Source organism: uncultured Sphingomonas sp. (assembly GCF_913777625.1).
Lineage (GTDB): Bacteria > Pseudomonadota > Alphaproteobacteria > Sphingomonadales > Sphingomonadaceae > Sphingomonas.
Window position 1 is genome coordinate 1 of the sequence record NZ_CAJYTI010000037.1, and the last position, 12,595, is coordinate 12,595.

Annotated in this window: 13 protein-coding genes and 1 pseudogene; 2 read left to right on the forward strand and 12 right to left on the reverse strand. The window is 67.6% G+C overall.

The genetic code is table 11. The features are described 5' to 3' along the window. On the reverse strand, positions 1-390 hold a 390-nt coding region (locus QZ814_RS16960), incomplete at its 3' end, for a hemerythrin domain-containing protein (RefSeq protein WP_294334480.1). A gap of 63 nt (positions 391-453) precedes the next feature. Next, a complete protein-coding gene (locus QZ814_RS16965) occupies positions 454-1,698 on the reverse strand; it encodes a putative DNA modification/repair radical SAM protein (protein ID WP_294334482.1) in 1,245 nt (414 codons plus the stop codon). Positions 1,699-1,787: 89 nt separating this feature from the next. On the opposite strand from QZ814_RS16965, the gene QZ814_RS16970 reads away from it, so the two are divergent. Further along, the gene (locus QZ814_RS16970; RefSeq protein ID WP_294334483.1) at positions 1,788-2,993 is read left to right on the forward strand and encodes a hypothetical protein; all 1,206 of its coding nucleotides are present in this window, start codon (positions 1,788-1,790) and stop codon (positions 2,991-2,993) included. Positions 2,994-2,999: 6 nt separating this feature from the next. On the opposite strand, the gene QZ814_RS16975 is transcribed toward QZ814_RS16970, so the two are convergent. From QZ814_RS16975 to QZ814_RS17015, 9 genes and pseudogenes are all read right to left on the reverse strand, one after another. Beyond that, complete coding sequence (locus QZ814_RS16975; protein ID WP_294334484.1) at positions 3,000-3,410, reverse strand: hypothetical protein; 411 nt, start codon at positions 3,408-3,410, stop codon at positions 3,000-3,002. 57 nt (positions 3,411-3,467) lie between these two features. After that, complete coding sequence (locus QZ814_RS16980; protein ID WP_294334485.1) at positions 3,468-4,001, reverse strand: demethoxyubiquinone hydroxylase family protein; 534 nt, start codon at positions 3,999-4,001, stop codon at positions 3,468-3,470. Further along, complete coding sequence (locus QZ814_RS16985) at positions 3,998-4,492, reverse strand: disulfide bond formation protein B (protein ID WP_294334486.1); 495 nt, start codon at positions 4,490-4,492, stop codon at positions 3,998-4,000. The genes QZ814_RS16980 and QZ814_RS16985 overlap by 4 nt, the downstream gene beginning before the upstream one ends. Next, positions 4,489-5,817 carry a S41 family peptidase gene (locus QZ814_RS16990; RefSeq protein WP_294334487.1) on the reverse strand — a complete coding sequence of 443 codons (1,329 nt, stop codon included), beginning with the start codon at positions 5,815-5,817 and terminating at the stop codon, positions 4,489-4,491. Before QZ814_RS16990 ends, QZ814_RS16985 begins: the two co-directional genes overlap by 4 nt. 65 nt (positions 5,818-5,882) lie before the next feature. Further along, a complete protein-coding gene (locus QZ814_RS16995; protein ID WP_294334488.1) occupies positions 5,883-7,043 on the reverse strand; it encodes a peptidoglycan DD-metalloendopeptidase family protein in 1,161 nt (386 codons plus the stop codon). Next, positions 7,043-7,465 (reverse strand): 23S rRNA (pseudouridine(1915)-N(3))-methyltransferase RlmH, encoded by a 423-nt coding sequence (locus QZ814_RS17000; protein ID WP_294334489.1) that lies wholly within the window; start codon positions 7,463-7,465, stop codon positions 7,043-7,045. The genes QZ814_RS16995 and QZ814_RS17000 overlap by 1 nt, the downstream gene beginning before the upstream one ends. 24 nt (positions 7,466-7,489) lie before the next feature. Further along, positions 7,490-7,843: a ribosome silencing factor gene (rsfS, locus tag QZ814_RS17005; RefSeq protein WP_093296138.1), complete on the reverse strand. Its 354-nt coding sequence runs from the start codon at positions 7,841-7,843 to the stop codon at positions 7,490-7,492. Between the two features lie 26 nt (positions 7,844-7,869). Beyond that, a pseudogene (locus tag QZ814_RS17010) lies at positions 7,870-8,532 on the reverse strand (nicotinate-nucleotide adenylyltransferase); the annotation flags it as partial. A gap of 13 nt (positions 8,533-8,545) precedes the next feature. Then, on the reverse strand, positions 8,546-9,814 hold the full coding sequence (locus QZ814_RS17015; RefSeq protein ID WP_294334491.1) for a glutamate-5-semialdehyde dehydrogenase: 1,269 nt from the start codon (positions 9,812-9,814) through the stop codon (positions 8,546-8,548). A gap of 48 nt (positions 9,815-9,862) precedes the next feature. Here QZ814_RS17015 and QZ814_RS17020 point away from each other — a divergent pair, with 48 nt between their 5' ends. Next, positions 9,863-10,936 (forward strand): DUF3667 domain-containing protein, encoded by a 1,074-nt coding sequence (locus QZ814_RS17020; RefSeq protein ID WP_294334495.1) that lies wholly within the window; start codon positions 9,863-9,865, stop codon positions 10,934-10,936. 37 nt (positions 10,937-10,973) lie between these two features. On the opposite strand, the gene adh is transcribed toward QZ814_RS17020, so the two are convergent. Beyond that, positions 10,974-12,497, reverse strand: a complete 1,524-nt coding sequence (adh, locus tag QZ814_RS17025; protein WP_294334497.1) for an aldehyde dehydrogenase — start codon at positions 12,495-12,497, stop codon at positions 10,974-10,976. Positions 12,498-12,595 lie beyond the last annotated feature (98 nt).

Genomic DNA, 12,595 nt, shown 5'->3' on the forward strand with positions numbered 1-12,595 from the left:
CGCCTTGTCCAGCTCCTTGGACGCGGCCGGGAACATCTCCTCCTCTTCCTCCTCGATGTGGTGGAGGTAGCGGTGACGCATGTGGAGGAACTTCGACTCCCATTCGTCGCTGCCGAAATCCAGGTCCATCATCTCGCCGATCAGGTCGTCGACTTCCTTGTGCTCGCTGACCGAATGGCGCGCGTCGTCGCGCAGGTCGGGGTTGCCGAGCATCGTTGCGTAGAGCGACTCTTCCTCGGCCGCGGCGTGGGCGGCAATTTCGATGCGGACATTCTCGAACAGCTTCTTGCGCTTGGCGGTGTCGCCGCTCAGCTCGCCCAGTTCCTTCAGCATCGCGCGGTGCTTGTCGTGATCGGCCTTCAGGTCGAGATAGATTTGAGCTTCTGCCATGGAATGTCTCCTTCGCTGGCGCCAACCGGCGAGCGCGCGCCGTGTTTCACCCGCGAGTCATTCTCAGGCGAACAGCTCCATCTGCTCGCGTTTCGGCGCGACCAGCGGACGCAGGTCGGCGCGGCCGTCGATCAGCGTCGGGCGCCAGTCCTCGGTCACGATGAACGGGCGGATCTTGGCGATCGACACGGTGAGACGTGCGACGTCGTCGAGCCGCAGCCGCCGCCAGCGCCGCGACGACAGGATCGCTCCGACCGCCTTCGTTCCGAGCCCCGGCACGCGCAGCAGCATCTCCTTGGGCGCGCGGTTGACGTCGACCGGAAATCGCTCGCGGAATTTCAGTGCCCAGGCGAGCTTGGGGTCGATGTCGAGCGGCAACATGCCGGTCGCCGGATCGACCGCCGCCTGCACCTCGCCCGGCGTATAATCGTAGAAGCGCATCAGCCAGTCGGACTGATACAGCCGGTGCTCGCGCATCAGCGGCGGGCGCTTCAAGGGCAGGACCGACGACGCTTCGGGAATCGGGCTGAACGCCGAATAATAGACGCGGCGCAAGCGGAAGCGGTCGTACAAGGTCGCCGCCCGCCCCACGATATCGCGGTCGGTCGCCGCATCCGCCCCGACGATCATCTGGGTCGACTGGCCCGCAGGCGCAAACTTCGGCGCCGAGCGATAGCGTTTCCGTGCATCGGCCCCATCCTCGATCGCGGTGCGCATGCCCAGCATCGCGCCTTCGATACGCGGCGCGGACTTTTCCGGTGCGAGGCGCTTGAGGCCCGCCACGGTCGGCAGCTCGACATTGATCGAGACGCGGTCGGCATGGAGCCCGGCCTGGTGGATCAGCTCGGGGTCCGCATCGGGAATCGTCTTGAGGTGGATATAGCCGCGGAAATGATGGTCCTCGCGCAAGGACCGGGCGACCTCGACCATCTGCTCCATCGTGTAGTTGGACGAGCGGATGATGCCCGAGGAGAGGAACAGCCCTTCGATATAGTTCCGCCGATAGAAGTTCAGCGTCAGGTCCACCACCTCCGCCGGCGTGAACCGTGCACGCCGCACGTTCGAGCTCTTGCGGTTGATGCAGTAATGGCAGTCGAAGATGCAGCTGTTGGTCAGCAAAATCTTGAGCAGGCTGATGCAGCGGCCGTCCGGCGCATAGGCGTGGCAGATGCCCATGCCGGTGGTGGAGCCCAGCCCCTTGCCGCCCTTCGAGGTGCGCTTGGTCGTCCCCGACGACGCGCAGGACGCATCATATTTCGCGGCATCGGCAAGGATCGCCAGCTTCGCACGGGTATCGAGTTGCGCCATGCGTTCCGTCTATGTTCTCAGACGCTTGCTGTCCAGATGGACGCTCGGCCATCGGCCCTGTACCAGCGGCCCGCGGAGGGTTTCGGGACATGGCGCGGACGATCGACAAACGAGGGGCCGCACTGGCGGCGGCGATGCTCGCCACCTGCCTGCTCGGCTGGCTGTTCAAGGCGCACTGCACCGTGCATGGCTGGGTGGGCGCGATTCAGTACACGAGCGGCTGCTACAGCGATGCCATGCCCTTCTGGGCGGGACGCCATGTCGATGCGGGGTTGGTCCCCTATTTCCAGGCGCCGATGGAATATCCGGTGCTCACCGGACTGCAGATCTGGATCGAGGGCGCGACGACCAGGGGGCTGTTCGGGCTTTCCGCAAACGACGTCGCGTTCCTCGGCACCGTCACGGTCGCGAACGGGCTGCTCGCCGGGCTGATCCTGTGGATGTTCGCACGCAGCGGGATGGAGCGCACGCGGCTCTGGCTCTGGGCGGCAGCACCGCCGCTGATCCTCTATCTCGGCCATAACTGGGATCTGGGCGCCGCGACTTTCGCGGTGGCGGCGATGCTGGCGGCACAGCGACAAAGGCTGGTGCTGGCCGCCGCGCTCGCCGCACTGGGGGCCGCCGCCAAGCTGTTCCCGGCTCTACTGCTGCCGCTGATCGGCCTTTCGGCGCTGTTCGCACCCGGCGAGTTCTGGCCCGCCCGGATCAAGACGGCAGTCAGTTGCACGCTGATCGCGATCGGCAGCTGGGCGGCAGTGAACCTGCCGGTGGCCATTGCCGCGCCGGACAACTGGTCCGAATTCTACCGATTTTCCGAAGCACGATCAGGCACCGCGGGATCGACCTGGGAAATCCTGTCGAACCAGGGCTTCTGGGTGACCGATGTCGCCCAGCGCAACCTCTACGCGTCGCTCGCCTTTCTGAGCGGTGCCGCCGTGATCCTGGGACTCGGCTGGCGGCAGCACCGGGCGCATCTCTGGGTGCTGTCGACGCCCGTACTCGCCTGGTTCCTGCTGACCAACAAGGTCTGGTCGCCGCAGTTCGACCTGTGGCTCTACCCGCTGCTGGTGATGACCAGCCCGCGCCTCAAGCCGCTGGCGCTGTTCGTGATCGGCGACATCGCCGCCTATTTCGCGGAGTTCTGGTGGTTTGCGGGTATGGCCAACGCCTGGCCCTATGCCACGCAGCACGACATCATGCTGGCCGCCAGCGTGCGCGGCGTGGCGATGCTGTGGCTGATCGCCGATGCCGTGCGGCTGCCGGCGCCCGCCTGGATCGGGCGGACACCGGCTTGAGCCCGGTCAGGGCAGCGGCAGTTCGGTCTCGGCCTTCTTCATCGCGCGGCGTTCGGCGCGTGCGGCCGTCGCCTGCTTGACGAAGCAGCCGGTGCCGCCGCCGGCGCCCACGGTCGAGCAGCTGCCGGTGCCGAACGCACCCGCGGCCAACGCGTCCTGCGAGCGCACGGCCCATGCCTCGCCCTTTTGCGGGTTCGTCGGCGTGGTATCGCGAATGTTCTTCGGGATGCGGAAGCGCTCGCCTTCGTCGAGGCGCTGGCAGACGACGATTTCCTCGCCATTCTTGTTCGTCGGGCACTTGTCGTTGCCGTAGATGATCAGCACGCCGTTCTGCACGGCGTTCTGGGCGTGCGCCGGCGCGGCGGCGAAGAGCGGGGCCGCAGCGGCCGCGGTGATGATGGCGATCCTCTTGAGCACCCTGATTCTCCTGTTCCTGGCGCCGCACCCTGCATGCGCGTGGCTGAATATTCGATGTCAGATCCGCTTCGAGACGCCGATCGCAAACCGGCATCCGGCACGGATCAGCGCCGAGAGCACCGGATAGCCCGGCGTGCTTTCCGCCCCCGAGGCAATCGCGGTGTCGCGATGCTCGATTTCCTCGTCGCGAAAGCGCGCGACGGCATCGCGCAGTTCCGGATCGGTATCGCCCAGCTGGGCGAGCTGCGCCTGATAGTGCAGGTCGATCTCGGTTTCGATCGCCGCCGTACACGCCATCGCCGCCTGCGGACCCAATGCCGCGGTGACCACGCCGAGCCCGAAGCCCGCCACATCCCAGAAAGGCTGGAGCACCGTCGGCCGCACGCCGCGCTTGGCGATCAGCGCGTCGAAAAAGGCGCGGTGATGCTCTTCCTGGTTCGCCATCCCGGCGATGGTGCGCGCAGTGGGGGTGCGATCGCCCATCACCGCCAGCTGCCCCGCATAGATGCGGGTCGCGCCATATTCGCCCGCCTGGTCCACCCGGACCATGGCGTCGTGACTCTCGCGCCGATCTCCCGGCTTCCAGCTCATCGTACCGACCTCCGCGTGGCCAGCAGCGCGATCAGCACCGCGCCGCCCAGCGACAGGATGGCGTTATAGCCGGCAAGGCTGATGCCGAACATCGTCCATTGGGGCACGTCGCAGCGCACGATCGGGCGACGCAGCGCCTCGGTCAGCATCTCCATCGGCGAGCCATGCGTCGGCGCGGCGGTGCACGAGGTGATGCCTGGCCACCAATGATATTCGGTGCCGGCATGATAGACGCCGATCGCGCCGCTCACCGCGATCAGCAGCGCGGCCAGCAGCACCAGTGCCGCCACCTGCCGCCGTCCGCGCACGAAGAAGGCGAGCAGCGCCACGACGATCGCCGCCAGATGCGGCCAGCGCTGCCACATGCACATCTCGCACGGCACGAGCCCGCCGATGAACTGCGATCCCAGCGCACCGCCGAGCAGCGCGAGCGGCAACAGCAGCGCCAGCCAGCGCGCCAGCACGGGGACGTTGCGCGGCATGCGGCTCACTTGGCCATGCTCCCGGCTGCCGTCTTGCCCAGCCGGGCGAGCGTCTGCACCGCATAGGCGAGCTGGAAGTCGTCCACACCCTTCTTCTTCAGCTCCTCCGCGGTGGCGGTGAAGCGCGGATCGCTGGTGCTGTCGGACTCGAGCACGCTGTCGTCCACCTTCTCCATGTTGATGAGGTGGCGGCGCAGATCGGCCTCGCGCAGCTCGGGCCGCGACTTGTAGTCGGGATCGCTGAGCTGCGGCACGACGATGTCGGGCTTGATGCCGCCTTCCTGCACCGAATGGCCCGACGGCGTATAATAGCGGGCGGTGGTGAGGCGCAGCGCGGCATGCTGCCCCATCGGCAGGATCGTCTGCACCGATCCCTTGCCGAAACTGCGCACGCCGAGCACCAGCGCCCGGTGGTGGTCCTGCAGGGCGCCCGCGACGATTTCGGACGCGGAGGCGGTGCCGGCATCGGTCAGCACGATCACCGGCAGCCCCTTGGCGAGGTCGCCCGGGAACACGCTCTCGGCATAATAGCGCTCGATATCGGTCTTCTCGCGTCCCCGCTGCGAGACGATCTCGCCATGGTTGAGGAACACGTCGGAGACGCCGATCGCCTCGGTCAGCAGCCCGCCGCCATTGTTGCGCAGGTCAATGATGTAGCCGAGCGGCTTGTGGCCGAGCTTCTTGTCGATCTCCTGAATGGCCAGCGCGGTATCGCCGCCGGTGTGCGCGGTGAAGGTGCTGATGCGGATGATGCCGACGCCGTCCTTCACGTCCGTCTTCACCGATTTCTGGGTGATGATCTCGCGCGTCAGGGTGAATTGCAGCGGCTTGTCGGCACCCGGGCGCACCACGGTGAGCGCGATCTTGGTGCCCGGCTTGCCGCGCATCTGGGTGATCGCCTCGTCCAGGCTGCCACCGACGATGAACTTGCCGTCGAGATGCGTGATATAGTCGCCGGCCTTGATGCCCGCGCGCGCGGCGGGGCCGTCGTCATTCGGTGCGATCACCTTCACCGCGCCGTCCTGCTGGGTGACCGTCAGCCCCAGGCCGCCATAATTGCCCTCGGTCTGGATCTTCAGATTGTCGAAATCGAGCCCGTCGGCATAGCTGCTGTGCGGATCAAGCGCCGCCAGCATGCCGTCGATCGCGCCCTTCACCAGCGTCTTGTCGTCGACCTTGTCGACGTAGTTGGCCTTCACGGTGTTGTAGATTTCCATGAAGGTGTCGAGCTCGCGATAGCTGCTGGTATCGACCCCCGCCATGGCGCCGGATGTGATGGGAATGATCGCTAGAGCGCCGACAGCGGCGGAAACCTGAAGAAACGAACGCAGCATCAAGAGACTTTCCGGAAGGGCGACCTTGCTAATGTAGGCGAGGATAACGGGATTTGCACGCCGTGTCAGTCGAGCAATTGGGTCAGGTCCAGCGGCTGCCCGCGGCGGCGCAGCTCCACCGTGACGCGCGGGCCGGCGGTGCCGAGCTTGGCGCCTTGCCCGATCGGCGTTCCGGGGCGCACTGCGACCGTGGCGAGGCCCGAGACCAGGCTGGTCCAGCCCTTGCCATGGTCGACGATTACCACCTGCCCATAGCCGGCGACCGGTGCGGCATAGGCAATCGTGCCCGCCGCCGGGGCAACGACCGTGGTGCCCGGCGTAACCTCGAAGGTAGGGCCGCGGGCGCGTACGCCGGCCGGCGACAGCTCGCCGAAGCCGATGGCCAGGCGGCCGGCGACGGGAAGGCGATAGGGCGGCGCCCCGCGTGCCGCCACAGCGGCGGCACCGGGACGCGGCAGCGGGCCGTTCAGGACCAGCAGGTCCGAGCGCAGCTGCGCCGCGCTCTCGGTACGGTCTTCGGCGGCGGCAAGGTCGCGCGCCTGTTCGCCCAGCGCGAGCGCGCGATCGGATTCGACCAGCGCGTCGCGGCCGAGCGTCATCGCACGCAGGCGATGCTGGGACTCGAGCTGCAGCGCAGCGAGCCTGCGCGATTCGAGATCGGCGCGGCGCTTCTGAAGGTCGGCTGCGGCGCCGGCGGTAGCGATGCGCAGGGCGCGCGACCGCGCCAGATCCGCCCGCACACCAGCACTGCGCGCCTGAATCGCCGGCAACAGGCTGGCGAGCGTCGCGCGGACACGCACGAGATCCTGCGCCGAGCCCGGCTGGGCGAGCGCCAGCACCGCCGGACGTCGCGCCATGGCCTGCAGCGCTGCGACCAGCTCCAGTGCCGGGCGCTGCCGCTCGGCAAAGGCGGTGCGCTGGCGGGCGAGCAGCCGGTCGAGCAATGCCACCCGTGCCTCCGCCCCCGCCTGCTCGGCTTCAGCCGCCTTGATCCGCTGGTCGGCGGCGGCCTGTTCGGCGCGGGCGCGGGCTTCGCCATCGCGCTCCGCGGCGGCGGCGCGATCGAGTTCGGCGGCGCGCGCTTCGGCCGCCTTGGCTGCCTGCGTCGCTTCGGTAGCGGTGCGCGCCGTCTGCTGGATCGGGTCAGGCCGGGGCTGGGCGAGCACGCCCGTCACGGCGATCGCGACGAGCGTCGTCGCAATGCCGAGGCTGCGCGCCGGGCCCATCAGCCTTCGCGGTGATAGGGATGGTTGGCGAGAATGGAGACCGCGCGCCAGAGCTGCTCGGCGAGCATCGCGCGGGCCATCATGTGCGGCCAGGTCGCCTTGCCGAAGCTGAGCAGCATGTCGGCCTCCGCCCGCGCGGCATCGTCGAAGCCGTCGGCGGCGCCGATCAGGAAGCGCGTTTCGCGCACCCCGTCGTCGCGCCAGGCACCGAGCCTGGTCGCGAGCGTCTTCGACGGGAGGTTTTCGCCGAGTTCGTCGAGCATCACCACCCGGGTGCCGGGGGCGAGCACGGGCATCTTGCCGCCGGTATCGGGCAGTTCGGTAACGCGCGTGCCCCAGGTCACTCGCTTCAGATAGCGGTCGACCAGTTCGGCCTCGGGGCTGCGCCCGATCCGGCCGCGCGCGACGATGTGCAGCAGCATGGCGCGCGGACCTTCGGGATCAGATCAGGCCTGGCCCTCGAACGACCACATCCGCTCGAGATTGTAGAAGCTGCGAACTTCGGGGCGGAACAGGTGGACGATCACGTCGCCCGCGTCGATCAGTACCCAGTCGGCGGCCGGCAGGCCTTCGACGCGGGGCGTGCGGCCCTGCTCGGCCTTGATCTTGTCGGCCAGCTTCATCGCCATCGAGGCGACCTGCCGGGTCGAGCGGCCCGATGCGATCACCATATAGTCGGCGATGCTGCTCTTGCCGGCGAGCGGGATCGAGACGGTTTCCACCGCCTGGTCGTCCTCCAGCGAGGTGAGCACGAGCCTATGCAGCGCTTCGACGCTGTCGGCGTCGTTCGAACGCTGCATATTGGGGGAAGTGGCCAAGGTTGCTCCTAGTCTATCGACGGTTTGTGCACAGTGAGTGGAGACGGCGCCGGGCTCTCCTGTTCCAACTGCGGAGAAGACCCGAGGAATCGCCGGTGCCAGGCAGGATCGGCAGCCCGAAGGCGCGTTGCCGACGTCGGATCGGGGCGGAAGCGCAACAGCACAAGTGCCGGCAATCTCCATCGCGTCCAATGTTTCGCCTGGCCTGCGGGCCGCACAGCGCGCCGCAGCCAACCCATTGCAGGACTTGCATGGGCACCCCGATCATAGCCCGGACGCGCGATCACCGCAATCGGAACCTGACGGGCGATGTGCCGCCACCGTTCCCAGCGATGGAACTGGGCCAGATTGTCCGCGCCCATCAGCCAGATGAAGCGGTGATTGGGGTAGAGCCGCGGCAGCTTGGTGAGCGTGTCGGCCGTATAGCGGGTCTTCATCCGCTTCTCGATCGCCGTCGGCCGGATCGGCGCATGCCGCGCCATCGCCCGCGCCGAGGCGAGCCGTGCCTGGAACGGCGCCATGCCCGCCTTGTCCTTCAGCGGGTTGCCGGGCGAGACCATCCACCAGACTTCGTCGAGGTCGAGCGCGCGCAGGGCATGCAGCGACAGCCGCCGATGCCCGCGATGCGCCGGATTGAACGAGCCGCCGAGAAGACCGATGCGTTTCAATGGATGGTCGGAAAGCTCACGGGCGCGCCTGGCCGGTGCCGAGGACCAGCCACTTGTAGGTGGTAAGCCCCTCCAGCGCCACCGGACCGCGGGCGTGCAGCCGGCCGGTGGAGATACCGATCTCGGCGCCCAGGCCGAACTCGCCGCCATCGGCGAACTGGGTGGAGGCGTTCCACATCACGATCGCGCTGTCGACGCCGTTCAGGAAGCGGGCGGCGGTGTCCGCATCCTCGGTGAGGATCGCATCGGTATGGCGCGAGCTGTGCGCGGCGATGTGCGCCATGGCGGCGTCCACCCCGTCGACCAGCTTCACCGACAGGATCGCGTCGAGATACTCGGTGTCCCAGTCTTCGTCGGCCACCGGCTGGACCCGCGCGTCGAGCGCCTGCACCTCGGCGTCGCCGCGCAGCTCGCAGCCGGCCTCGGCCAGTGCGGCGAGGATCGGCCTGGGATCGGCGAAGGCGCGGTCGATCAGCAGCGTCTCGGTCGAGCCGCAGATGCCGGTGCGGCGCATCTTGGCGTTGACCGCGAGGCGCTGCGCCATCGCCGGATCGGCGGCGCCGTCGACATAGCTGTGGTTGATGCCGTCGAGATGGGCGAGCACCGGCACCCGCGCCTCGGCCTGGACCCGCGCGACCAGCCCCTTGCCGCCGCGCGGCACGACCATGTCGATCAGCCCCTCGGCGGTGAGCATCGCGCCGACGGCGGCGCGATCGGTGATCGGCACCAGCTGGATCGCATCGGCGGGAGCGCCGGCGGCGGTCAGCCCCTCGACCAGCGCGGCGTGGATCGCGCGATTGCTGCGGATCGCTTCCGAACCGCCGCGCAGGATCGCCGCGTTCCCCGACATCAGGCACAGCGCGCCGGCATCGGCGGTGACGTTGGGGCGGCTTTCGTAGATGATACCGATCACGCCGATCGGCACGCGCACCCGCTTGAGGACCAGGCCGTTGGGGCGCGCGCGTTCGTCGATCACGGCGCCGACCGGATCTTCCAGTCCGGCGACGGCTTCGATCCCAGCCGCCATGCCGTCGATCCGCTTGGCGTCGAGCAGCAGCCGGTCGAGCATCGCATCGGACAGGCCGTTGGCCTTGCCCGCTGCCATGTCCTCGGCATTGGCAGCGAGGATCGCGCCTTCCGCCGTGCGGATCGCGGCGGCGGCGGCGCGCAGCGCGTCGGCCTTGGCCGGGCTTGGCATCGCCGCCAGCACCGTGGCGGCGGCACGGGCGCGAGCGCCCATGTCGGCGATCAGCATCTGGGTGTCGGGCGTATCAATATCGGCCATGTTGCAGTCGCTAGCACGAAGCGCCGTAAGCTGGTAGCCTTTGGGCCCATGGGGGAATTCGACGCAGCCGGCGAACTGGTGATGGGGAGCCTGCTCGGCCGTGCGGTCGAGCCGCATGCCGGGGAAAGCCATGGGCATGGACATGGCGCGATCTGCCTGAATTGCGGGACCGCGCTGGTCAGCGCGCATTGCCACGAATGCGGGCAATCGGGGCACGTCCATCGCTCGCTGGGCGCGATCGGGCACGAGCTGCTGCACGGCGTCGCGCATTTCGAAGGCAAGATGTGGCGCACCCTGCCGCTGCTCGCCTGGCGCCCGGGCGACCTCACCCGCCGCTACATCGCCGGCGAGCGCGCGCGCTTCGTCTCGCCGATGGCGATGTTCCTGTTCTCGATCTTCACCATGTTCGCGATCTTCCAGATCCTCGGCATATCGACGCCGACCGATCTGGACACCAACAGCATGAAGCCGACGGTCGTGCTTCAGCATTCGATCAGCAAGACCGAAGCCACGCGTTCCACCAAGGCAGCCAAGCTCGCCAAGCTGGACGCGAACGATCCGGATCGCGCCGAACTGACCGCCGATATTGCCCAGGCGGATCGCAAGATTGCCGACTACAAGTCTGCCCTCGCCCATCTCCCGACGACGGCCCGCGACGATGGCGACGAGATCAAGGAAGTGCATACCGGCTGGCACACGCTCGATCACGGCATCGAGAAGTGGCAGAAGAACCCGGCGCTGATGCTCTACAAGCTGCAGTCGAGCATCTACAAATTCTCGTGGCTGCTGATCCCGCTGTCGCTACCCTTTGTCTGGCTGTTGTTCTTCTGGAAGCGGCAGTACAAGCTGTACGACCACGCCGTGTTCGTCACCTATTCGATCGCGGCCATGTCGATCCTGTTCATCGTCATCACGCTACTGCATGCGGTGCACGTCTCGGACGGCATGCTGGGGACGCTGGCGATGGCGGTGCCGCCGGTGCACATGTGCCGCCAGCTCAAGCAGGCCTATCAGATCCGCTGGTGGTCGGCGATCCTGCGCACCGGCGTGCTGCTCTGGTTCATCACCATCATCGCGACGCTGTTCCTGCTGATCCTCGCACTGCTCGGCATCATGGGGTGATCCCCGCGCCGGTTGCCCGGCGCAGGCACCGAGCCGATCAGAAGAAGCCCAGCTTCTTTGGGCTGTAGCTGACCAGCAGGTTCTTGGTCTGCTGATAATGGTCGAGCATCATCTTGTGGTTCTCGCGGCCGATGCCCGACTGCTTGTAACCGCCGAACGCCGCGTGCGCCGGATAGGCATGGTAGCAGTTGGTCCATACCCGCCCGGCCTTGATCGCGCGGCCGAAGCGGTAGCAAGTGTTGGCATCGCGGCTCCACACGCCGGCGCCGAGGCCATAGAGCGTGTCGTTGGCGAGATGCAGCGCTTCCGCCTCGTCCTTGAAGGTGGTGACCGAGAGCACCGGCCCGAAGATCTCCTCCTGGAAGATCCGCATCTTGTTGTGCCCGCGGAACACCGTCGGCTGGACGTAGAAGCCGCCCGAGAGATCGCCGCCCAGATCCGCCGCGCTGCCGCCGATCAGCAGCTCGGCGCCTTCCTGCCGGCCAATGTCGATGTACGACAGAATCTTCTGCTGCTGCTCGGACGAGGCCTGCGCGCCGATCATCGTCGCGGGATCGAGCGGGCTGCCCTGGACGATCGCCTGCACCCGGGCGAGCGCGCGCTCCATAAAGCGGTCATAGATCTTCTCGTGGACCAGCGCCCGGCTGGGGCAGGTGCACACCTCGCCCTGGTTGAGCGCGAACATCACGAAGCCCTCGACCGCCTTGTCGAAGAAGTCGTCGTCGTCCCGCGTCACGTCCTCGAAGAAGATGTTGGGCGACTTGCCGCCGAGCTCCAGCGTCACCGGAATCAAATTCTCGCTGGCATATTGCATGATCAGCCGGCCGGTGCTGGTCTCGCCGGTGAAGGCGATCTTGGCGATGCGGCGCGACGAGGCGAGCGGCTTGCCCGCCTCCAGCCCATAGCCGTTGACGATGTTGAGCACGCCCGGCGGCAGCAGGTCGCCGATCAGCTCAGCCCAGACGAGGATCGAGGCGGGCGTCTGCTCGGCGGGCTTGAGCACCACGCAATTGCCGGCGGCGAGCGCGGGGGCGAGCTTCCAGGCGGCCATCAGCAGCGGGAAGTTCCACGGGATGATCTGGCCGACCACGCCCAGCGGCTCGTGGAAATGATAGGCGATGGTGTCATGGTCGATCTCGCCGATCGAGCCTTCCTGGCCGCGCACCACGCCGGCGAAATAGCGGAAATGGTCGATCGCCAGCGGCACGTCGGCGGCCATGGTCTCGCGGATCGGCTTGCCATTGTCCCAGGTCTCGGCGGTGGCGAGCTTTTCCAGGTTCGCCTCCATCCGATCGGCGATCCGGTTGAGAATCCGCGCGCGCTCGGCGACGGGCGTGCGGCCCCAGGCGTCCGCTGCGGCATGGGCGGCGTCGAGCGCCAGTTCGATGTCGTCGGCATCGGAGCGGGCGATCTCGCACACCACCTGGCCGGTCACCGGGGAGACGTTCTGGAAATAGCGGCCCCCTCGGGGAGCGACGAAGCGGCCGCCGATGAAATTGTCGTAGCGCGAAGCGAAGGGCGCCTTCAGCGCGGTCGCACGGTCTTCAACCAGCATGTCCATATGCCCGGATCCTCTTGCCTAGATGTCAGCGCCGTTCTCGGCGTCGTGGCGGAGGATGCGCCTTGCGGAGGCAGCCCGGAAGAGGGAGCGTCGACAGG

Coding starts and splice junctions, on each gene's coding strand:
- QZ814_RS16970 (WP_294334483.1), top strand. CDS start 1,788: ATGGCGCGGACGATCGACAAACGAGGGGCCGCACTGGCGGCGGCGATG.
- QZ814_RS17015 (WP_294334491.1), bottom strand. CDS start 9,814: ATGGCCGATATTGATACGCCCGACACCCAGATGCTGATCGCCGACATG.
- QZ814_RS16990 (WP_294334487.1), bottom strand. CDS start 5,817: ATGCTGCGTTCGTTTCTTCAGGTTTCCGCCGCTGTCGGCGCTCTAGCG.
- QZ814_RS16965 (WP_294334482.1), bottom strand. CDS start 1,698: ATGGCGCAACTCGATACCCGTGCGAAGCTGGCGATCCTTGCCGATGCC.
- adh (WP_294334497.1), bottom strand. CDS start 12,497: ATGGACATGCTGGTTGAAGACCGTGCGACCGCGCTGAAGGCGCCCTTC.
- QZ814_RS16995 (WP_294334488.1), bottom strand. CDS start 7,043: ATGGGCCCGGCGCGCAGCCTCGGCATTGCGACGACGCTCGTCGCGATC.
- QZ814_RS17000 (WP_294334489.1), bottom strand. CDS start 7,465: ATGCTGCTGCACATCGTCGCGCGCGGCCGGATCGGGCGCAGCCCCGAG.
- QZ814_RS17020 (WP_294334495.1), top strand. CDS start 9,863: ATGGGGGAATTCGACGCAGCCGGCGAACTGGTGATGGGGAGCCTGCTC.
- QZ814_RS16980 (WP_294334485.1), bottom strand. CDS start 4,001: ATGAGCTGGAAGCCGGGAGATCGGCGCGAGAGTCACGACGCCATGGTC.
- rsfS (WP_093296138.1), bottom strand. CDS start 7,843: ATGCAGCGTTCGAACGACGCCGACAGCGTCGAAGCGCTGCATAGGCTC.